The 20,069-nt window shown below is 48.1% G+C and carries 18 protein-coding genes and 2 pseudogenes; 5 read left to right on the top strand and 15 right to left on the bottom strand.

Annotation, left to right across the window (positions count from 1 at the left end; translation table 11 throughout):
- Positions 1 to 2 precede the first annotated feature (2 nt).
- A complete protein-coding gene (locus N530_RS17625) occupies positions 3 to 1,817 on the bottom strand; it encodes a tetratricopeptide repeat protein (protein ID WP_051540814.1) in 1,815 nt (604 codons plus the stop codon).
- Positions 1,818 to 1,903: 86 nt separating this feature from the next.
- Complete coding sequence (locus N530_RS0107405) at positions 1,904 to 2,917, bottom strand: polyprenyl synthetase family protein (RefSeq protein ID WP_026480182.1); 1,014 nt, start codon at positions 2,915 to 2,917, stop codon at positions 1,904 to 1,906.
- 147 nt (positions 2,918 to 3,064) lie between these two features.
- On the opposite strand from N530_RS0107405, the gene N530_RS0107400 reads away from it, so the two are divergent.
- The 3 genes from N530_RS0107400 (at position 3,065) to N530_RS0107390 (ending at position 4,766) form a co-directional block, all read left to right on the top strand.
- Positions 3,065 to 3,301, top strand: a complete 237-nt coding sequence (locus N530_RS0107400) for a DUF2007 domain-containing protein (RefSeq protein ID WP_155851947.1) — start codon at positions 3,065 to 3,067, stop codon at positions 3,299 to 3,301.
- Positions 3,301 to 4,074 (top strand): tRNA1(Val) (adenine(37)-N6)-methyltransferase, encoded by a 774-nt coding sequence (locus N530_RS0107395; protein WP_026480180.1) that lies wholly within the window; start codon positions 3,301 to 3,303, stop codon positions 4,072 to 4,074. Before N530_RS0107400 ends, N530_RS0107395 begins: the two co-directional genes overlap by 1 nt.
- Before the next feature lie 89 nt (positions 4,075 to 4,163).
- The gene (locus tag N530_RS0107390; RefSeq protein WP_026480179.1) at positions 4,164 to 4,766 is read left to right on the top strand and encodes a glutathione S-transferase family protein; all 603 of its coding nucleotides are present in this window, start codon (positions 4,164 to 4,166) and stop codon (positions 4,764 to 4,766) included.
- Between the two features lie 41 nt (positions 4,767 to 4,807).
- On the opposite strand, the gene purD is transcribed toward N530_RS0107390, so the two are convergent.
- Positions 4,808 to 6,067: a phosphoribosylamine--glycine ligase gene (gene purD, locus N530_RS0107385; RefSeq protein WP_026480178.1), complete on the bottom strand. Its 1,260-nt coding sequence runs from the start codon at positions 6,065 to 6,067 to the stop codon at positions 4,808 to 4,810.
- Positions 6,068 to 6,170: 103 nt separating this feature from the next.
- Between purD and ubiA the strand changes: the two genes are divergently transcribed.
- Complete coding sequence (gene ubiA, locus N530_RS0107380) at positions 6,171 to 7,133, top strand: 4-hydroxybenzoate octaprenyltransferase (RefSeq protein WP_026480177.1); 963 nt, start codon at positions 6,171 to 6,173, stop codon at positions 7,131 to 7,133.
- An 8-nt stretch (positions 7,134 to 7,141) separates the two neighbouring features.
- On the opposite strand, the gene N530_RS0107375 is transcribed toward ubiA, so the two are convergent.
- From N530_RS0107375 to N530_RS0107365, 3 genes are all read right to left on the bottom strand, one after another.
- Positions 7,142 to 7,705 carry a DUF6101 family protein gene (locus N530_RS0107375; RefSeq protein ID WP_051540813.1) on the bottom strand — a complete coding sequence of 188 codons (564 nt, stop codon included), beginning with the start codon at positions 7,703 to 7,705 and terminating at the stop codon, positions 7,142 to 7,144.
- Positions 7,706 to 7,978: 273 nt separating this feature from the next.
- Entirely contained in the window at positions 7,979 to 9,388 is a 1,410-nt protein-coding gene (locus tag N530_RS0107370) for an FAD-binding oxidoreductase (protein ID WP_026480175.1), read from the bottom strand.
- Positions 9,381 to 10,370 (bottom strand): L-threonylcarbamoyladenylate synthase, encoded by a 990-nt coding sequence (locus N530_RS0107365; RefSeq protein WP_051540812.1) that lies wholly within the window; start codon positions 10,368 to 10,370, stop codon positions 9,381 to 9,383. The genes N530_RS0107370 and N530_RS0107365 overlap by 8 nt, the downstream gene beginning before the upstream one ends.
- Positions 10,371 to 10,500: 130 nt before the next feature.
- On the opposite strand from N530_RS0107365, the gene N530_RS0107360 reads away from it, so the two are divergent.
- Positions 10,501 to 10,902, top strand: coding sequence for a hypothetical protein (locus tag N530_RS0107360; protein WP_026480173.1), 402 nt, complete (start codon positions 10,501 to 10,503; stop codon positions 10,900 to 10,902).
- Positions 10,903 to 10,983: 81 nt separating this feature from the next.
- Here the strand turns inward: N530_RS0107360 and N530_RS19490 are convergent.
- The 9 genes and pseudogenes from N530_RS19490 to N530_RS0107320 all read right to left on the bottom strand — a co-directional run.
- Positions 10,984 to 11,511, bottom strand: a pseudogene (locus tag N530_RS19490) (DALR anticodon-binding domain-containing protein); the annotation flags it as partial.
- Positions 11,512 to 11,888: 377 nt separating this feature from the next.
- Positions 11,889 to 13,437 (bottom strand): annotated as a pseudogene (gene glyS / locus N530_RS19485) (glycine--tRNA ligase subunit beta); the annotation flags it as partial.
- A 103-nt stretch (positions 13,438 to 13,540) separates the two neighbouring features.
- Complete coding sequence (locus N530_RS17620) at positions 13,541 to 13,849, bottom strand: hypothetical protein (RefSeq protein ID WP_202899041.1); 309 nt, start codon at positions 13,847 to 13,849, stop codon at positions 13,541 to 13,543.
- Positions 13,849 to 15,783, bottom strand: coding sequence for a DUF2207 domain-containing protein (locus N530_RS0107345; protein WP_026480171.1), 1,935 nt, complete (start codon positions 15,781 to 15,783; stop codon positions 13,849 to 13,851). The genes N530_RS17620 and N530_RS0107345 overlap by 1 nt, the downstream gene beginning before the upstream one ends.
- Positions 15,784 to 15,791: 8 nt before the next feature.
- Positions 15,792 to 16,361, bottom strand: coding sequence for a LemA family protein (locus tag N530_RS0107340; RefSeq protein ID WP_018689417.1), 570 nt, complete (start codon positions 16,359 to 16,361; stop codon positions 15,792 to 15,794).
- A 388-nt stretch (positions 16,362 to 16,749) separates the two neighbouring features.
- A complete protein-coding gene (locus N530_RS0107335) occupies positions 16,750 to 17,697 on the bottom strand; it encodes a glycine--tRNA ligase subunit alpha (RefSeq protein WP_026480170.1) in 948 nt (315 codons plus the stop codon).
- Between the two features lie 79 nt (positions 17,698 to 17,776).
- Entirely contained in the window at positions 17,777 to 17,977 is a 201-nt protein-coding gene (locus N530_RS0107330) for a hypothetical protein (protein ID WP_018689415.1), read from the bottom strand.
- A gap of 14 nt (positions 17,978 to 17,991) precedes the next feature.
- Positions 17,992 to 18,867: a S49 family peptidase gene (locus tag N530_RS0107325; protein WP_026480169.1), complete on the bottom strand. Its 876-nt coding sequence runs from the start codon at positions 18,865 to 18,867 to the stop codon at positions 17,992 to 17,994.
- A 102-nt stretch (positions 18,868 to 18,969) separates the two neighbouring features.
- Complete coding sequence (locus N530_RS0107320) at positions 18,970 to 20,022, bottom strand: glycoside hydrolase family 25 protein (protein WP_026480168.1); 1,053 nt, start codon at positions 20,020 to 20,022, stop codon at positions 18,970 to 18,972.
- Between the last annotated feature and the right edge of the window lie 47 nt (positions 20,023 to 20,069).

The raw sequence follows: 20,069 nt of genomic DNA, 5'->3' as shown, positions 1-20,069 counted from the left end.
TTTTAACCACCATCGGTGGCGCTTGAAGCCCCATTCTTATTGTCCGTTGCAGCTTCAGCATCTTTGGCTAAGCTGTCATCAATACTTTCGGCCACGAACTTTGAAGCATCGCCCTGATGCGCTGCATTAATCTTCTCGATCACACGCTTCTGGTCGATATCTTCGCCATCCATGCTCAGCACTTGGCTCCACTGATAGACCGCTTCCAGTTTACGCCCAACACGCCAATAGGCATCGCCCAAATGATCATTGATAGTTGCATCTCTTGAACGCAAATCAGTCGCCCGTTCCAAAGCCTCAACAGCTTTTTCAAAATCGCCAAGACGGTAATAGGCCCAACCAAGTGAGTCTGTAATATAGCCATCGCGCGGACGCATCTCGACGGCTTTTTGGATCATTTCCAGGCCTTCATCGAGTTTGATATTCATATCAACCCATGAATAACCAAGATAATTCAGCACATCAGCTTGATTAGGCGATAGCTCAAGCGCGTGAAGAAAAGTCTTCTCTGCCTCTGGCCATTGCTTCGTGCGTTCAAAGGAAATGCCCAGACGGTAATGCAGCGGCCAAAAACGCGGATCATCAGCATCAAGGTTAGTGAGAGCTTGTTGATAGACTTCAATCGCCTCGTCATATTTCTTTTCTATCGAAAGAACGCCGCCGAGAGCCATGTAACCGGCATAGTCTAACGGGTTTTCTTTGACCAAGGCTTGGAGTTTCGAGATCGCTTCATCGTTGCGTTTGAGCATTGATAAAGCAAGGCCTTGTTGAAGGGAGGCGGGTCTAAACAGTGCCGAATTCTCTGGTACAGCAGCGTAAAGCGCGATTGCTTTCTCAGTCAGGCTGAGACGTTCTGCAATATCGCCAAGTTCAAACAATATCTGAGGTTCATTGGGTGTCGCAACGCGTGCCAACTCAAGATAGATCGTTGCAAAAGTCTCCGCGCCCTCTCTGTTGATTGCAGAACCAAGGTTGAGAAGGACTTCTCCAACACCATCAATTGGCGTAGCAACAGATATTGTTTTTGGATTATCTGCGATCGTTTCTTTTAACTGCAGCAATGGCGGATTGTTCGGCGCGATTGCCAAGCCTCGTTCAATCGTGGCACGCGCGCCATCAATATTGCCCTTTGTTGCCTGTTTAACAGCGTAGACTTGTGCAATGCGAAGGTAAGTGAGCGGAGAAGCACTGCCGCCCGTTGCATCATTCATTGCCTCTTCAAAGCGCTTCATCGCGTCATCTTCACGGCCAGCAGCATTTGCAATCAGAGCGCCGTGATACGTTTTGAAAATGTCAAACCAGTCAGGCCCAGCTAGGCCATCGACGGTTTTAAGTGCTGCATCCGTATTGCCTGAACCATGGGATGCCCATGCGCTCATAATGCCAGTCATAAGGCGTTCAATGTCATTGGCCTGTTTCAAAATCAACATTGGTTGCGCGTCAGTATAGCGCCCATCGCGAATTGCCTGAATGCCTAAGACAAGACGGGCAATACGTTCTACTTCGATTTGATCTTTAAGTTTTTCAGCAAGCGGAAGGGCCTGATCAAATTTACCAGTGTTGATGAGGGCGATCATTAATTCGCGCTGCAAATCAACATTTTCAGGGTCATAATTTAACGCATCGGCATAGTAGAACGCGGCGGCATCGAAATCATAATTTTGTAACGCTGCACCACCTGCCAAAAATGCACCGGCAAAAGTAGATGCCGATTTGAGTTCAAGCTCCAAGTTTTCCTGCGCATGCGCAGAGCCAACCAAAAGAGTTGCGCTAAGAAGAGACGCGGCAAGAGAACTACGCATTGAAAGTTGAGCCATTAAACTACCTGATCTGAATCGTTTTTACGAATATAACACGCACAATGGCCAATTTAAGATAAACCCGCAATGGCGCGCTTCTTGGCTTAACTAACGCGCGATATGCAAAATTCAACGACGTCTAGCATTGCATTCTTCATTGGCGACTTTTTGAACGGCCCAAGCGCATCACGTGCTATCGCACCAAAGTGCTTGGCGCGTGTAATCGTGTCGGATAAGGCACCATGCTTGGCCATCAAGGCGCGAGCATGATCTAGGCGCTCATCTGTGTTATTGTCGCCCTCTAGGCTTTCACGCCAGAAAATGCGCTCTTCATCGTTGCCGCGGCGATATGCGAGAAGAACAGGCAGGGTGATTTTGCCTTCACGAAAATCATCGCCGACATTTTTGCCAAGATCTTTAGCATTGCCGCCATAATCCAAAACATCATCAACAAGCTGAAATGCAAGGCCAAGATTCGTGCCATAGGATTTAAGTGCAGCGCGTTCGTCTTTTGGTGAGCCAGCAATAATGGGCCCAACTTCGGCAGCAGCCGAGAACAAAGCGGCTGTTTTTGCATTGATAACCGCCAGATATTCATCTTCGGTAGTACTAAGGTTCTTGGCGGCAGCAAGCTGCATCACTTCGCCTTCAGCAATAATTGACGCAGCAGACGAAAGCACATCCAGCGCTTCCATTGAGCCAACTTCAACCATCATCTTAAAGGCTTGGCCAAGTAGAAAATCACCGACAAGAACAGAGGCTTGGTTGCCCCAGATCATACGGGCTGTTGGTTTAGAACGGCGGCGATCACTCTCATCCACAACATCATCATGCAGCAATGTTGCAGTGTGCATGAATTCAACGCTGGTTGCCAGCTTAACATCGCCGTCGCCTTGATACCCACATAATTCAGCAGCAGCCAAAGTAAGCATAGGGCGCAGTCGTTTGCCGCCAGACGAGATCAAATGGCGCGCCACTTCTGGGATCATTTCGACATCGGAACCAGCCTTTGAAAGGATCAATGCGTTGACGTTATTCATACCGTCTGCGCAAAGCTCCGTTAGGGCCGTGATGCCATTGTCTTTACGTGACTCATTGAGTGATACGACAACGCCCAACATACTTCTCCTTTGTTGCATAAACACTTTAAAAACTTGCAGGCTTTGGGGCAAGTGGCGAATTGGCGCGGAAGGCATTTGGTTGGACACAAATTATCAGTAATCTGTGATGAGTAGTGTTTTGCAGTTGGGTAAAAAGACGCGTATATGATTCCGATGGAAGAATTACTGCGATCTAACAATTTAATCACCCTATCATTCGTTCAATCGCTCATGCGCGATGCTGAAATCGAATGTTTATGGGCTGATCAAAATATGAGCACTTTGGAAGGATCTGTGGGGGCAATCCCGCAGCGCATACTTGTGGAAACTGCTAAATTACAAGAAGCGCGCCAGATCATCATTGAAGTGGGGTTGGAAAAAGAGTTGCGGGATAATGGTTGATGCCTGTGACTGAATTCACAACGGACACTTTTCACCGCGGAAAATTTACACTGGTACAGCCGCAAAAAGGCGGTCATCGTGCAGGTATAGACGCCATGTTACTGGCCGCATGTGTTGCGGATGGCTTTGATGGAGAGCTTGCAGACCTTGGCTCTGGCGCAGGTGCAGCCGGATTGGCTGTGCTGAGCCGCTGCCAGCAAGCACGTGCTTCTCTGTTTGAAATGTCCGATACCATGATCGACTGCGCTCAGCGAACATTGGCGCACAGCGATAATGAAAATTTTGCGGCGCGCACCAAGATATTTAAGGCCGATATAACCGCGAGCGGAGAAATACGTTCACGCTGCGGGCTTGTTCAAAACAGTTTTGATTGGGTCATCGCAAATCCACCATTTAATGAAAGCGATGATCGCCGTTCCCCGCATAGTGAGCGCTCTTTCGCGCATGTGATGGACGGCAAAACCATTGAGCTATGGTCGCGAACAGCTGCATCAATCGCCAAGCCGAGCGGTTATTTTTCAATAATTGTGCGTCCGCAGTCCATCGGCGAGATTTTGGCCGGTTTTATGGGACGTTTCGGAGCGCTGCGCATAACGCCTGTTCATCCACGTATGTATGAAGATGCGATTCGTATTTTGGTGACAGGCAAAAAGGGCTCCAAGAAAAAGCTGGAGATGACCGCGCCGCTTATCTTGCATAACGAGGAAGGCCGCGATTTCACGCCGCGTGCTGATGCATTGATAAATGGTGAACAGGCACTTTTTGATATTTAATATCAAGCAAGCAAACTCTCCTGACAGACGTTGTCAATTAGCCTGTGTTAAGCGGGTGGCTGTTCGTTTCACTATATGGAGATTTCACAGTGCTCACCCTTTATCATTCACCCAGAACCCGTTCGACCCGCGTGGTCGCTTTGCTTAAAGAACTCAATGCGTTAGACGCAGTAAACATTGAAGTTGTTACGATACCGCGCCAAGATGGAAGCGGCGAACGTGATCCTAAAAATCCACACCACGATGGCAAAGTACCGTTTCTCGTCCATGATGGCGTTGAAATTTGGGAGAGCAGTGCGATCATGCTGTATCTGGCGGATTTGTTTCCTGATGCAGGGTTGAATATCCCGCAGGGCGATGCAAAACGCGGCTCTTATTTGAGTTGGTTTGCTTGGTATTCAGGTGTCATGGAACCGGTAATGGTATTGGAAGCAGCAAATCTTACGCATCCCTTTATCGAGGCGACATTTCGCGGCGGCATAGAGATGAAACAACAGCTGATAAAACATCTTACAGACCAGCCGTTTTTAACAGGTAATGAATATACGGCAGCTGATCTGCTCGTCCATTCGCCTTATAGCTGGTTTGGCAAGCCGGGCGATCCTGTCATTGATGCTTGGTTAGACCGCTGTATGGCGCGTCCTGCATCCATTTACGCCACTGAATTTGACAATAAATTGATGTCACAATGACATGATTGATAATCGGGCGATGCGAACACATCGCCCGTATTTTAAAGTGCGCGCCAGCCGATATCGCTGCGGTAAAAGCCTTCCGGCCAATTAACAGCTTTAACGCCTTCATAGGCCTTGGTTTGAGCTTCTTTAACCGTGCTGCCAGAGCCACAAACAGCCAGAACCCGCCCGCCATTGGCGATCAAAGCGCCGTCTTTTAGAGCTGTGCCTGCATGAAAAATTTTCACGCTGCTGATTGCGCTTACTGTTTCAAGATCAATTTTTGATCCCTTTTGCGGCGTAGCAGGATAATTAGGTGCACACATAACAACAGTAAGAGCCGTATCATCGCTCCATTTAAGTTTAGCATCGGTCAGATCATTATCCGCAGATGCTTTGAGCAATGGTAAGAGATCGTTTTCAAGACGAAGCATTAAAACTTCACATTCCGGATCACCAAAGCGAACATTATATTCGATGAGTTTTGGACCATCTTCTGTCACCATAATGCCGCAGAACAACACACCTGAGAATGGATTACCCATTTCAGCCATGCCGAGCATCGTTGGCTCGATGATCCGTTTCATCACATCAGCTTGCATTTCAGCATCAAACAGCGGAGCAGGGGAATAAGCGCCCATTCCGCCAGTGTTTGGCCCTGTATCACCTTCACCGACGCGCTTGTGATCTTGAGCCGACGTCATCGGAACTGCAATTTTTCCATCGCAAAGGCAGAAAAAGCTAATTTCCGGCCCTTCCAAATATTCTTCAACAACAACTTCAGCGCCTGCTTCACCAAATGCGCCTTCAAAACAATCATCGATAGCATCCATGGCCTCAGCCATTGTCATCGCAACGGTTACGCCTTTGCCAGCCGCTAAACCGTCCGCTTTAATAACAATAGGTGCGCCCTGTGCTCGAATATAGGCTTTTGCCTTTGGCGCATTATTAAAGCGCTGATAGGCCGCTGTCGGAATATTGTATTTTGCACAGAGATCTTTGGTGAAACCTTTGGAGCCTTCTAATTGTGAGGCTGCTTGTGACGGGCCAAACACTGAAATATTGGCCGCCCGCAAACTATCAGCGATACCGTCAACCAACGGTGCTTCCGGCCCAACAATGACAAGTGAAATGTTCTGCAAGCGGCAGAAATCAATAACAGCCTGATGATTGCTTATATCAAGAACAACATTGGTTGCTTCATCAGCTATGCCGGGATTGCCCGGTGCGCAGAACAGCGTTCCAAGTAGGGGAGATTGTGCGAGTTTCCATGCCAAGGCATGTTCACGCCCGCCAGAACCGATCAAAAGCACATTCATCATCACTCTCCTGTGTTTAAAAGTCTGGCTAAGCGCTGCAGTGCCGCAGGTCAATATCTGAGGCACCACTTGACCTTTTGTCCACGCCTTGTAACTCAATAATATGGATTCGATTCAATCACATGATGCGCAAGGGCGTGTAGCTGACGCGCCTTCGGGACACTGGACCTATAAATTGCTGCCGCGCAGTGCGTGGCCGTTTGCTCAGCTTGCCAGATGGGACCGCCCTATCGGGTGGTGGTTGTTGCTCTGGCCGTGTTGGTGGTCCGCAGCATTGGCACCGCTTGCGATTGGTATGAGTGAAACGGCAATTCTGCCTAATATTTGGCATTTGATTTTGTTTCTCATTGGCGCAGTAGCCATGCGCGGCGCAGGCTGCACATATAATGACCTCATAGATCAGAAAATTGACGATCAAGTTGCACGTACCCGCTCGCGGCCTTTGCCATCTGGCCAAGTATCGCGGCTACAGGCGAAAACATTTTTGGTGGGGCAAGCTCTGGTCGGACTGTTAGTCCTGCTGCAATTTAATAATTACGCGATAATTGTTGGTTTCTGTTCACTCGGCGTTGTTGCTATTTATCCCTTTATGAAGCGCGTGACCGATTGGCCGCAGCTGTTTCTTGGATTTGCGTTCTCATGGGGCGCATTTATGGGATGGGCTGCTTATTTTGGAGCGCTGACGATAACGCCGTTTCTTCTATATATCGGCTGCATCTTTTGGACGATTGGCTATGACACGATTTATGCCCATCAAGATAAAGAAGATGACGCATTGGTTGGCGTTCGCTCAACTGCACGTCTGTTTGGAGAAAAAACCAAATTTGCACTTGTCATTCTTTATTCATTGATGCTGATATTTTTCGCAGCCGCTTTTTACACCGCAGGCGCATCGTGGATCGCTTATATCGGTCTTGTTGCGGCGGCGATTCATCTCGCGCGTCAGATCATTGTGATTGACATTGATAATGGGGATCAGTGCTTAGCCTTATTTAAATCCAACACCATTGTCGGTTGGATCATCTTTGCAGGCTTGATAGCGGCAGGGATTTCTGCCGCCATCTGATTGATGCATTAGTTGCGGGCAATAATTTCTTTGCCGTCAACCATGAGACGCACACCCAGATTGCCAAGACGGCGACGCGCAGTATAGCGCGGACGATCTTCAGCAAACATCGCATTGTGGCCGCGCCCATTGGGATCATTGATTACTGCGTTTGCAGCGCTTTCTTCGAGTGTACGTGCAACACCGTCTGCATCAATAATCATCATCGGAAGCTTTAACAGCTCCGCCCATAGCTGCCAGTCGGTTGCAATATCTGCAAGCTCATGGCCAACACGCAACGGAACGCACAGCGCTTCATCTTCGTGCAATAGCTCAAGGGTCACGAGAGCTGTATCCGGCCCTGTTTCCGTTGCGCGTGCTGCAACACCGCGAAATGAGTTGTTTGGCAATGCGATATTGAAATCAGCAAGATCGGTTTCGCTGCTGTGCTTCAATACGGCACCGCGTTTATTGACCGTAATCTCAACCGCTTTACCACTTACGCGTGATGCATAAGACACCTGCTGTGGTAGCCGTGTTGGATCAAGTCTAAATTCTTGGCCGGCCCAAACCGGTTGCGCAACTGTTGACATGTTTGACATCTCGCCTGTCTTCTTCAAGAGCGCGGGCTTTTGCCTCTTTGCTCTTCTCACTAAAAAGTCCCTGTAAACGGATGGTCTTTGCCATCTCGTCAAAAACCAAATTAGTGGAAAGACGACAAAATGGACCTAACAGACAGAGTTAAGAAAATACTGCTTTTAGAGATGGTTACCGCTTTTCTACCAGCTGTAACGAAATGGTAGGAGAAGTATAGAATAGGTTAAATTACGTATCCGATACGTCTCAACAGGGCTAAAACTGTGCCGTTATATGACTTTATTCGGATTCATAATGCCTGCCGGATCGAAGTTTGCTTTGATGCGGCGCATGAGATCGAGAGCGACAGGGTCTTTTACCTTAGCTAACTCGTCTCGTTTCATCTGGCCGATACCGTGCTCGGCAGAAATTGAACCATTATAGTTTAACACAAGCGCATGAACCGCAGGGGTGATGACCGCGTCCATAGCCAGAAATTCCTGTTTGTCCGCCCCGACAGGTTGGGAAATATTATAATGCAGGTTTCCATCGCCCAAATGACCAAAGGCGCAAATGCGAGCGTTGGGTTCAATCGCCAGAACAGCTTTTTCTGCATCTTGCATAAAGGAGGGAATTGCATGAACCGGCACAGAAATGTCGTGCTTGATGGAACCGCCTTCTGGTTTCTGGCTTTCCGACATCGCTTCACGCAAATGCCAAAACTCTTTTGATTGTGAAACTGAAGCTGCAACAGCACCATCAATAACGATACCGGCTTCCATTTGGTTTTCTAGCAAGTTCTCAAGCAAAGTTTGCGCATGTGCTTCGCTTTCACCAGACGAAACTTCAATCAACACATACCAAGGGTAGGGCTCAGTCAGCGGATCACGAACACCGTCTACATGTTTGCTGGTAAATTCCACACCAAGGCGTGGCATCAGCTCGAAGGCTGTAAGTGACTGACCAGCAAAATCGCGTGCTGCTTGAAAGAGTTCCAATGCAGCTGCAGGCGTTTCCAAAGCCAAAAATGCAGTAACCTGACCTTTAGGCTTAGGGAATAATTTTAAGACGGCCGCGGTGATGATGCCGAGCGTGCCTTCAGCGCCAATAAAGAGATGGCGCAGATTATAGCCAGTATTATCTTTTTTTAGCGAATTCAAATCATTCAAGATTTCGCCGGTGGGTAAGACGACTTCCAATCCCAAAACCAAATCGCGCGCAACACCATATGCAAGGGCACCAGTGCCCCCAGCATTAGAGGATAGATTGCCGCCAATTTGGCATGAGCCTTGAGCGCCAAGTGAAAGCGGGAAAAGCTTTCCAGCATCATCGGCAGCTTCTTGAACGGATTGCAATATGCAGCCAGCCTCAACAGTAATCGTGTTGCCTGCTGTGTCTATGTTGCGCACCTTGTTCATGCGGCCAGTCGCTAAAATAATCGCGTCGCCGCTCATATCTGGCATGCCGCCGCCAACAAGTCCAGTATGGCCACCTTGCGGTATAACCGGTGTTTTTGTTTCTGTTGCCAGTGCGAGAATCTGGCTAACTTCTTGTGTGTTTGCGGGCAGTAAAACGAGGTCGCTTTTGCCTTCCCAGCGGTCGCGCCATTCGTGCAAATAAGGGGCAATATCATCTTGGCTTACGCGGGCATTTTTTGCGCCTACAATTGCGATAAATTTTTCGCGTAAATTCTCATTCATGGTCACTATCCCTTGGCGCTGCTGCGCGCTTTAGTCTGTCATTAATGGCAACGCCAATACCACTCATTGTGATTGGCTCAACAGCTATTTTTGCGACACCTGAATTGTCCAGTTCAGACATCATTGAAAACAGGTTTGCCGCAGCTTCAATCAAATCACCAGAAGGAGATAGATTTAACAGTGTCGCAGCTTTATCAGCGCCGTTAATACGGTGAGGGCCAAATGCTAGAAGCGCTTCACCTTCAAGTAATTTCTCAGCATTAAGACGCATCAGCGCGTTGGGAGCATAATGCGATGCCATCATGCCGGGCGCTTGAATCGATGCATTTGCTTCTGCTTCTAACAGATTCAAATGACTCATCTTTCGAAGGTCACTTAACGTAATGCCGCCGGGGCGCAAAATCGTAGCGGTGCCAGCGGACACTTTAACAATTGTGCTTTCAAGTCCAACAGCACATGGACCATCATCGAGTATTAAATCAACCTTATTGCCCAAACTTTGATAGACTGCGAGCGCCGTTGTCGGGCTGATCTTACCGGATGAATTGGCGCTTGGTGCTGCAAGTGGTTTGCCATATTGCGCGATCAATTCTGCCGTTAATCCTTTGGGAAAACGCAGCCCAATTGTGTCTAATCCGGCTGTCACTAAGGGGTGAATTTTTGTGTCTTTTTTAAGCGGCAAAACCAAGGTTAATGGCCCTGGCCAAAACGCTTTTGCAAGAGCCAAAGAAGCCGCGTCAAAAACAGCATATTCTTGTGCCATTTCAAGGCTCGAAACATGGCAGATAAGCGGGTTAAATTGCGGTCTGCCTTTGGCCGAAAATATGCCTGCAACAGCTTCGCCATTGGTGGCATCAGCGGCAAGGCCGTAAACGGTTTCCGTTGGCACAGCGACAAGCCCGCCATTGCCAAGAATTGTAAGCGCGCGCGCCATCGCTTCACTTGTGGCGGGTAAAATTCTATCGCTGTTTTCGTGTTTCATAACGGCGTTCTAACGCGCAAATGACAACACAGCAACGCTCGTTTTTTAAGGTCAGATTAACCAGCTTTTCAAACCGGACGTACACAGGTTTTTGTTATTGTTGCGTCAAATGTAAATACGGGGAACTGATATGAACACATTATATAAGACATTGTTCGCGGCTTCTGCGCTAACAACTGCAAGTGCAATTCCAGCTTCGGCTGACTATTCTTTGATGGAAGATACGTCGCTACCATCTGTCATCTTTGTAGAGTTTAGCGGTGATGACGCTGAGCCTGTCGTGATTAAAGCATCATCAAATAGCGCGTCAATTATGGACCCAGCGCTGCCAGTGGTGACGAGTGAGCCGGCCCGTTCGCAAGGCAATAAACAGGCGAAGCTTGGCGGCCCTACAAAGAAATCTAAATCTGTTGATGAGCGCGTCGAAGATGCAATCGCTGATTTAGAAAAGACAAGCGACAAAGATATTGAAGACAGGATCATCAAAGACGCTGTTGAAGAAAAAATATTTGAAGGCGCAGCACTGCGCTAAAATCAGGTCAGCTTAGACGAGCTTAAAAGAAAACCCGCACTGCGAAAGCGATGCGGGTTTTTTGTCGTTTAGATTAAGAGATTATCCGGCGATCTTTGAAAAGTCCGCCAGCTTCTGCGTTGTGGCGCGTAGCGATGCCAGAAGACGCAAACGGTTGATCCGCACAGCTGCATCGTCTGCATTGACCATCACACCATCAAAGAAAGCATCAACACTTGGGCGAAGCTGCGCCAAAATCGCAAATGCGCCTTCATAATCTTCTGCTTTGATACAGTGGTCAACATCGTCGCGAACGGCAAGAATTGTATCTGATAAATCTTTCTCAGCTTGGTCGGTCAACAGGGCTTGATCGATGTCTTGATCAAATGTGCCTTCGCCGTCTTTCTTCTCTTCAGCGCTAAGAATATTGAGCGCACGCTTTATGCCAGCCAGCATGTTCGCGCCATCTTCGCTTGTCAGCAATTTGCCGAGCGCTTCGACACGGCGTACAACAAGCAGCAAATCATCATCGCCTTCAGAAAGCACCGCATCAATCAAATCATGCCGCGCACCCTTGTCTTTAAGGTAGACTTTGAGGCGATCGTGGAAGAAGGAGAGGAGGTCTGCAATCGCCTCAAAAGAACTATTGAGAGTTTGGCAGACCTTTTCAATATCTTTGGTTTTATCAAATATTGAGTTTGGTCCAAAGCTAATTTTTTGGAACTCTAACTCTTGTGGAACGTCATCTCGCCAATCTGGAATTAAGGCTTCAGGATAAATCCAAATTTTCTGATCATGGTTGAACTTAAATTTATCAACTGGATAGTATTCATCGCCATCATCGGTGATATATGGCCAATTGATTTCGTTCCAGAATGTCGGGTATTCAAATAATCCATCGACGTTTCTTGTTAATAAACGAAATGCGAGTTCTTCACGTTGGTAGATGCGTGGATGATGTTTGAGGAGTAGATCTTTCAAACGGATTTGAAGCCCATTCTCAACAACAATACGAATAACACCTAACGCCGCACGTCTTAGCGCATAAGGGTCTTTTGAACCCGTTGGCTTTTCGTCAATCGCCCAGAACGCAACCAGCGTATCGAGCTTATCAGCCAGCGCGACGGCAATCGCCACCGGATCACTTGGCACGGCATCAGACGGGCCTTGCGGCTTATAGTGATCTTCTATCGCAGCGGATACAGCTTTGCTTTCGCCTTGCAATTCAGCATAGCGGCGGCCCATGGCACCCTGCAATTCAGGAAACTCGCCAACGGCTTCTGTCGGCAGGTCAGCTTTTGCCAAATGCGCGGCGCGTTTAGCCTCTTGAGGGTTCGCCCCGACGATGGGTGCAAGTTCTTCAGCCAATGCTGCAATACGCGCAACACGTTCGCCTTGCGTGCCGATTTTGGCATGGAATGTCACGCCAAGATTATCAAGCTTAGCCATGCGCTGGTCGAGCGGCTTTTTAAGATCAAGGCCAAACTTTTCAGCCGAAGCTTTAAGCTGCGCAAGGTCTGGCAGGTCGGCTTGGTCTGTTTTCCAGAAATGCAATGCATCGGAAAGACGCGCACGCACTACCTTGCCATTACCGTGTGAAATTTCCGCGCCGCCATCTTTGGCTGCAATGTTAGAAACCAGAATGAACTTGTTGGTCAGCTTATCAGAGCCTTGAACGCGGCAAACAAAGCATTTCTGGTTTGTTTTAATCGTCAGGCGCGTCACATCATCAGGAATTTGCAAGAAATCTTCTTCAAACTCACCCATGAGCACGACAGGCCATTCAACAAGACCGGAAACTTCATCCAGCAGGCCTTCATCTTCTACAAGATCAACACCATTGGCGAAGGCGAGATTTTTCGCATCATTGGCAATAATTTCTTTGCGGCGCTCGCCATCCAATATCACAAAGTTCTTCTCAAGCTTTGCAACATAATCATCAAAACGGCGCACAGTGAATTCTTCGCCTGCGTGAAACCTATGTCCGCGTGTGGTGTTGCCGGATTTAATGCCTGCAACTTCAAAGTCGATCACTTCTGGCTCTTCGGTTTCAGGCCCGAATGTACATAGGATTGATTGCAGTGGGCGAACCCAACGCAAGGAACCAGGGGTTGCGGACTGTGCGCCCCAGCGCATTGATTTTGGCCAAGGGAAATCCCGGATAATGCCGGGCATAATCTCCGCGATAATATCTTGGGCGCTGCGGCCTTCTTTTTTGATGATCGCAACATAGAAATCACCCTTTTTAGGGTCGCTCTTGATCGTTGCTTCTTCAATGGAAGAAAGGCCTGCACCGCGCAAAAAGCCTTCAATTGCTTTTTCTGGCGCGTCTGTGCGTGGGCCTTTACGCTCTTCTGAAATATCCGCTGATCGTGCCGTTAGACCGCGCAGATCAAGGGTCAGGCGGCGCGGGGTCCAATATTCTTTTGCACCCTCATAGGTAAGCCCAGCGTCCACCAATGCGTTGGTAACACGCGCGCGCAAATCACCAGCGGCTTTACGCTGCATACGGGCAGGAATTTCTTCTGAAAACAGTTCAAGCAATAAATCAGGCATTATCAGTCCAGATAGTTTGGGCCTTTAGTTCAAATCTTGACCAAAGGCGATGTCATGCCCGTCGAGGTCTTGAATACCGAACTCCAAAACTCCGTAAGGCTTTTCATGCAGCGTGTAGTCTATCTTGGCGCCGTTGGCTATAAACTCTTGATAAATTGATTGCCCATCGTCCACCCCAAAAATAGCCATTCCAAATGCCGCCGCCAACTTCCCAATTGGGCTTGTTGTTGTGATCGGGGGCATGAGAGAGCATGACGCGAATATTATCGCGCTCCATAATCGCAAAATTGGGCGGCTCTCCCCATATGTGAGCCGTAAATCCGAGACAGTTTTTCCAGTAAGCGACGCCTTTTTCAAAGTCGCGCACAAGCAAAACACATGCTGTGCCAAGCATTTTTGCTTTGTCAGGCATTACCAGCCGCCACCGCCGCCGCCACCACCACCGCCGCCGGATGAGCCGCCACCACCAGAAAAGCCTGATGATGAACTTTTTGGCGCAGGCAGAGAGGACGTCATCGTGTTCGACATGTCGTCGCCGATTTTACCAAACGTGTCACTGATGCGGTCTGTGGAAAAGTCTGTACCATGATACCAGCCCGGACCACGGTTGCTATAAGCAACAGCCGCCGCAGCACCAGCTGCAACAGCCGCCGCGAGCCAGCCTTGGAATGCTTTTGACCATGGTTTTTCAACCCCCAATGCTACGGCATAGGGCAGTAATGTTTCATAATGCTGAGGAGACATTTCCGGTGAGTTGAGCATATTCATGCGATCTTCTTCGGCGACGGACAAATAATGCTTTAGCCCCTCAATCTCGCCTGCGTGTTTTTGGCCAATTTGCGTTGGAGCGCCCAATAGGTGGAAAAACAAGATATTGACCATGATGATCGTTACAAGCGCCAAGATCAAAGACATCGGCAGGCTTATAAAGTCCCACTGGCTGATGAGAACGCCGCCAATATTGCCCACGATGGCGACAATAAAGAACAAGGTGAAAACCTTGCGCACTTTGCTCCATAGGCCGCTGCCTGATGATTTGGTGAGGCTAACAATAAGCGATGTTGTTACCGTGCCAATTATGATCGCAGGAACAAGAACAACGATAACTTCTTCATCAAAGCCGCCAAGCGCCAATGCGAGAATGAAAACACAAATGGAAAAGAAAATTCCAAGAACAGCATAACCTAAGTTTTGCTTGAAAAATTTACCACGGTGTTCGCTTTCCATGCCGCTTCGAAACGCGGAAGCCATTTTTTGGACTGCCGGCCCGTTACTTTTGTTAATTTTAAATGTGCCGCCAGCCATTTTAACGCGCGATAATAAAAGCGCTTCACCAACCGGAAGCTTATCGCTCGCATTTTTGCCCGTTTGGGTAATCGTCAATGTGTCGTTGGCATTATCCAGTGTCACAATACCTTTTACGGCAAGAGACAAGGCGGCCGCAGATAAGGCGGTAAAGCCCTGCTTCTTGAGGCTATGGTGATAAATGTAGTGGGATAAAGCCGGTGATATTTCTTTTGGCAGGTCCCACCGTGGAACGATTGTTCCTTTGGCTGGATCACGCCCAACACGCAGCCACATCAACATGTAATATAGAAAGATTACAGCAAGCCCGACAAAGGCAATGATTTCGCTGATATAATCTTGCAAGAAAAACCGCATTTCTTGCTGCTGTGTTAGTTCTGGGATCAGCCCTTTTTGAAACTTGATAGCAGCTGCAAGACCTTCACGTGGCCCCAAGGGTTGAGTTGTTTCAAAACGTGCAGAACGACCGTTTGATGTGATTGCCGCCCGAGCGTTTTTACCTTGTTCACCGAACGAGCCAGTGAAGAAAATACTATCTTCGATTTTGCCGCCTTCAGGCAGGGTAATCGTAACGCGCGCTTTATCGATGGGGAATGCCCACTGTGTACCCGTGGCATTCCAATAGACTTCATCATATGTTTCAAAACGTCTTAATTGACGCGTTGTCCTATATTTTATCTCATAGGTGTGGCGACCATGCGACAGAAAATGATTTGCATTGCCAATGCGTATATTTAAGGCGCGCGATCCTTTTTCCACAGTAGAAGGTTCTGGATTGCCGTTTCGGGTAACAGATATAAGCTCAAACCCGACCTTATGTTCGCGGTCATTGTCATCTGCGAACACCGTTGGAAAATCTCGAAAAATCCCGCGCCTTATTTGATTGCCTTCTGCATTAACCGTGATGGTTTCTGTCACCAGAAACGCACCATCTTTCTCGACGATGATATCCGAGTTGTAGCTAAGAATGCGTTCAGAAGCGCTTGCTGGAAGTGCAGCACCCAGCAAAGCAATGAAAATCAGGACGAGAAAACGGCGCATTAGAAAACCTATTTGCTAAAATCAACAGTCGGCACGGCGCGGTCGCTGGCATCTTCCAATTCGAAATAAGCAGCTTGGGTGAAGCCGAAATTATTTGCGACCAGATTTGACGGGAAGCTTTCGACCTTAATGTTAAGATCACGCGCAGAGCCGTTGTAATAGCGCCGCGACATCTGGATTTCACGTTCAATTGTCTCAAGCGTGTCCTGTAGATCTTTGAAATTTTCATTGGCTTTCAGATCAGGATAGGCTTCTGCAACTGCAAACAGTTTGCCAAGCGCTTGGCTCAGCATGCCTTCGGCCGCTGCTCTGCCCGCGATATCACCCGCAGGAACTGCTTGGGCGCGAGTACGCATTTCGGTAACTTCGCGCAGCGTGTCTTGTTCATGGTCTGCGTAACCTTTTACCGTGTTGAGAAGATTGGGAATAAGATCTGCACGGCGTTTGAGCTGCACGTCAATGCCACTCCATGCTTCTTGCACCATCTGGCGCAAACGAACGAGACCATTATAAATAATGATCGCATAAGCTACTAAGGCTACAACGATAATAAGCGTAATTGTGCCGCCACTAAACATGACTTTCCCCTCGAATTTTAACAATACAAGGAAAGTAAACAGCTAAGCGTGCGATGTCACGTGCTTTCAGCTGTTGCGTGTATAACTGCACAGCGCTTTCATGGGCTGAAAATATGAACACCCCGCACGATATGCGTACGGGGTGTCCCGCCCTTCAAACCGGCGAGGGGTTGCCAGCTTTCGGGGCATGCCTCGATAACGACTAATGCGCCTATTGGTGATTAGACATTAGAGTGTGCACCATGTGAACGCGCGGGCGTCCAAATGTTTCCATGGCCTTCAAACACAATAAGTTGATAGGGCTGATACACTGGCGATTAAGCGTTATTTGTCTATGCCGCACACCTTGTGGGGTAGCGCAGCACGATAAGATAAAAGCGCTATGCTCTTATAGCGTTGCGCCGCCAGCTTCTGTTTTCAGAAATGCTTCGCCGCAGGCTTTTGACAGGTCGCGTACTTTTAAAATGTAGCTCTGGCGCTCAGTAACCGAAATAACGCCGCGTGCATCAAGCAGGTTAAAGACATGAGATGCTTTGATACATTGGTCATAGGCAGGGAACACGCATTTATGTAGCGCAGCATCAGAGCCTTCTGCAGGTGCACCAGCTGCGAGCAAAGCCACACATTCTTTCTCTGCATCTTTAAAATGTTGAAGCAAAATTTCTGTGTTGGCGTATTCAAAGTTGTGGCGAGAATATTCTTGCTCTGCCTGCAAAAACACGTCGCCATAGGTGATTTTCTCATCACCTTCCATGCCGTTGAAGTTCAAGTCATAGACATTGTCTACGCCTTGAACATACATCGCAAGACGTTCCAAACCATATGTCAATTCACCGGCGACAGGTGAACATTCAACGCCGCAAACCTGTTGGAAATAGGTAAACTGCGATACTTCCATACCATCGCACCAACATTCCCAGCCCAAGCCCCAAGCACCAAGTGTTGGGCTTTCCCAGTCATCTTCGACAAAGCGAATATCATGGAGGAGGGGATCAATGCCGATTGCCTTGAGAGAGCCAAGGTAAAGCTCCTGCAGGTTCGGCGGTGATGGCTTCAAAATAACTTGGTATTGGTAGTAATGCTGCAAACGGTTTGGGTTTTCGCCGTAACGACCATCTGTCGGACGCCGCGAAGGCTGCACATAAGCAGCTTTCCAAGGTTTTGGTCCCAGTGAACGCAAAGTTGTTGCTGGATGAAACGTACCAGCGCCAACTTCCATATCGTAGGGTTGAAGAATCGCACACCCATATTGGGCCCAATAATTATGGAGCGTTAATATCAATCCCTGAAATGAACGGGATGGATGAGTAGGGTCAATTTTTGTATGCGCGGTCATTTTGTTCTGCCGTTGGCCTGATTTTTAACCGAAGTCGCATGCGACACGCCGAGCGTCAAGATGCGAAGCGTCTGCTAGGTTATTTCTGAAGCTCATCTTCGCGCATAGGACGGTATTCACCCGTCTCAGGATCTTCGATCAATGTGCCATGCGCTTGGTTGGCTTGTTCCTTTTCTGCACGCCTGACGCTTTTTGAAACGCGTTCAGCTTCATTCAGAAACTTTTTATAGCCCCAAATGCCGACGGCAGCAGCCGCTGCTAGGAGTAAAAGTTGAGGCATTTTGGTCTCCCAATCTAAAGGCCGAGCCTGCTCCAATAACCACGCTCATCAAGATTATGCATAGCGCCTTCTAGCATATCTGATGAGAGTTGCGCAGTATTAACACCTGAAAAAAGTGACGCTGTTGCAGAAGGTTGACGCCGGCCGAAAAGACCGCGCTGTGGTGTAATGAGTTTTAGTTCAGTTTTAGGGCCAAAGCGTGCTTTCAAGAATGAGCGCATATCGCCGATTTCGTCGACAAGGCCAAGCTCTTTTGCTTTTTGGCCAGCCCAAAAGCGGCCAGTAAAAATGTCCGGATTGTCGCTCAATTTGTCTGCTCTGCGGCTTTTAACAAGATCAATAAAGACATCATGGATTTCAAGCTGAAGCTCTTTGATACGCTCAATGTCTTCTTTTTTGGCAGGCTGAAACGGGTCGAGTGTCGATTTGTTTTGCCCAGCGGTATAAACGCGGCGCTCAATGCCGAGCTTGTCAATTGCTTCTACAAAGCCAAAACCAGATGAAATAACGCCGATTGAGCCAATGATAGATGAAGGGTCAGCGATAATTTCATCGCCAGCAACCGCAATCATATAGCCGCCAGATGCCGCCGCATCCTCAGTGAAAACGAGAACTTTCTTATTATGCTCTTCGGCAAGATCGCGGATACGGCGGAAAATCAAACGCGACTGTACGGGCGAGCCACCTGGTGAGTTAACCGAGATCGCAACGGCTGGCGCTTCTTTGTTCTTGAAAGCCTTTTCCAGCATCTCTGCGCAGCTCGCAAGCGATAGGGCAGGGTTAAACGCATTGCCACCTGCGGATATCACGCCTTTTAACCGAACCACAGGAACAACGGGGTTTGTTTTACGAAATTTCGCTGGAATAAGCTTTTTAAGCACTTTTTTCACGTTTTATAGCCTCTTGGGTTGCTCTCACTCACATGTAAGCAGCAATCAAGGCAGCGCAATAGTCAGGACGTAGAAATCGATATCTACGCCCGAAATATGAACTCAATAGAGGTCGTTAATGGGCGCAGGTTTGGTAGACGCTGTTACTGTATTATCGACGTTTAATGGTGGAACTTCCGCTCCACGTGCTTCAGCCAGCTCGCGATGGGCCAAATAAAGCTTTTGATCATTTGAAGATGATGCGGCGATGTTTTCTTCGGCTTGCGACGAATCTGCTTTTGGCAGCGAAGCTATAAATAGTTCTTCTGCACTATCTGGCTCGATAACTTCTCTGAGTTGATCCATTGGCCATGCTGCATGCAGCTCTTTCACTGTCATGTCGACGACATTAATGTCGATATCATCATTTGTACCGTTTACGCGGTAAGGACATTTTTTCGCCGAACAATTTATTTGCGCTTGAAACTGCCAGATGTCATATTTTTCCCAATGTCCTTTTGGAAAATGTGTGCCGATATCTGGCTTATAACGCGCATACCAAAGTGGAAGCCGTGATAAAATTTCGTACTTTTCACGGTTGTTGGCAATAAATTGTGCCGTGCTTCCATTGGTATAAAGCATCGGCCATCGGCCAAGTCTGCGGTAAATGTAACGTGCAAAAATTTCAGCATCATCAAGAGACATCCATTTATCAGGATCATTATCTTCTATGTCGATGACAATAGCTTCGTCTTCAGTTGGTTCGGCATAATCCAAGAAATGACGGGCCTGATCGAGCGGATTGCCTGATCGTGCCAAATGATATGCACCCCATTTCAGACCTGATTTTTTAGCTAGAGCGCGGCGCGTGTGGTAAAGTTCCCGCGCGATTGAATAACGACGCCACTTCTCGACACAAAGGCTTTTAACTGCGTTATCGCCGGTGCATCGATAAGGTGCGGGCAACCCGTCAGAGGCTTTGTGAATAAAAGCTGCAACACGCTTGTTGGTCGTTATTTGCTTTATGTTGATTTGGTTGAACTCATAACCATCTAAAATAAGCGCACGGTTTTTGTTGCGCCACGCTTGGTTAAATTCAGAAGCGAAAACAGAGGCTGCACTAAATGTCATGATTGCAGCGACAAAACTACCGCAGATAAAATTTGAAAGACCCAATGCTTCTGCTCCAACAATAGCTTTAATCCTTCATGGTGGCGATTTAT

Origin of the sequence: Ahrensia sp. 13_GOM-1096m, from assembly GCF_000620605.1 — a bacterium.
In the GTDB taxonomy this organism is placed as follows: domain Bacteria; phylum Pseudomonadota; class Alphaproteobacteria; order Rhizobiales; family Rhizobiaceae; genus Ahrensia; species Ahrensia kielensis.
The sequence above is the reverse complement of the archived record's forward strand: the minus strand, read 5'-3'. Positions and strand labels throughout refer to the sequence as shown.

Coding starts and splice junctions, on each gene's coding strand:
- N530_RS17625 (WP_051540814.1), bottom strand. CDS start 1,817: ATGGCTCAACTTTCAATGCGTAGTTCTCTTGCCGCGTCTCTTCTTAGC.
- N530_RS0107400 (WP_155851947.1), top strand. CDS start 3,065: ATGATTCCGATGGAAGAATTACTGCGATCTAACAATTTAATCACCCTA.
- N530_RS0107395 (WP_026480180.1), top strand. CDS start 3,301: ATGCCTGTGACTGAATTCACAACGGACACTTTTCACCGCGGAAAATTT.
- purD (WP_026480178.1), bottom strand. CDS start 6,067: ATGAATGTGCTTTTGATCGGTTCTGGCGGGCGTGAACATGCCTTGGCA.
- ubiA (WP_026480177.1), top strand. CDS start 6,171: ATGGATTCGATTCAATCACATGATGCGCAAGGGCGTGTAGCTGACGCG.
- N530_RS0107375 (WP_051540813.1), bottom strand. CDS start 7,705: ATGTCAACAGTTGCGCAACCGGTTTGGGCCGGCCAAGAATTTAGACTT.
- N530_RS0107370 (WP_026480175.1), bottom strand. CDS start 9,388: ATGAATGAGAATTTACGCGAAAAATTTATCGCAATTGTAGGCGCAAAA.
- N530_RS0107365 (WP_051540812.1), bottom strand. CDS start 10,370: ATGAAACACGAAAACAGCGATAGAATTTTACCCGCCACAAGTGAAGCG.
- N530_RS0107360 (WP_026480173.1), top strand. CDS start 10,501: ATGAACACATTATATAAGACATTGTTCGCGGCTTCTGCGCTAACAACT.
- N530_RS17620 (WP_202899041.1), bottom strand. CDS start 13,849: ATGCCTGACAAAGCAAAAATGCTTGGCACAGCATGTGTTTTGCTTGTG.
- N530_RS0107345 (WP_026480171.1), bottom strand. CDS start 15,783: ATGCGCCGTTTTCTCGTCCTGATTTTCATTGCTTTGCTGGGTGCTGCA.
- N530_RS0107340 (WP_018689417.1), bottom strand. CDS start 16,361: ATGTTTAGTGGCGGCACAATTACGCTTATTATCGTTGTAGCCTTAGTA.
- N530_RS0107335 (WP_026480170.1), bottom strand. CDS start 17,697: ATGACCGCGCATACAAAAATTGACCCTACTCATCCATCCCGTTCATTT.
- N530_RS0107330 (WP_018689415.1), bottom strand. CDS start 17,977: ATGCCTCAACTTTTACTCCTAGCAGCGGCTGCTGCCGTCGGCATTTGG.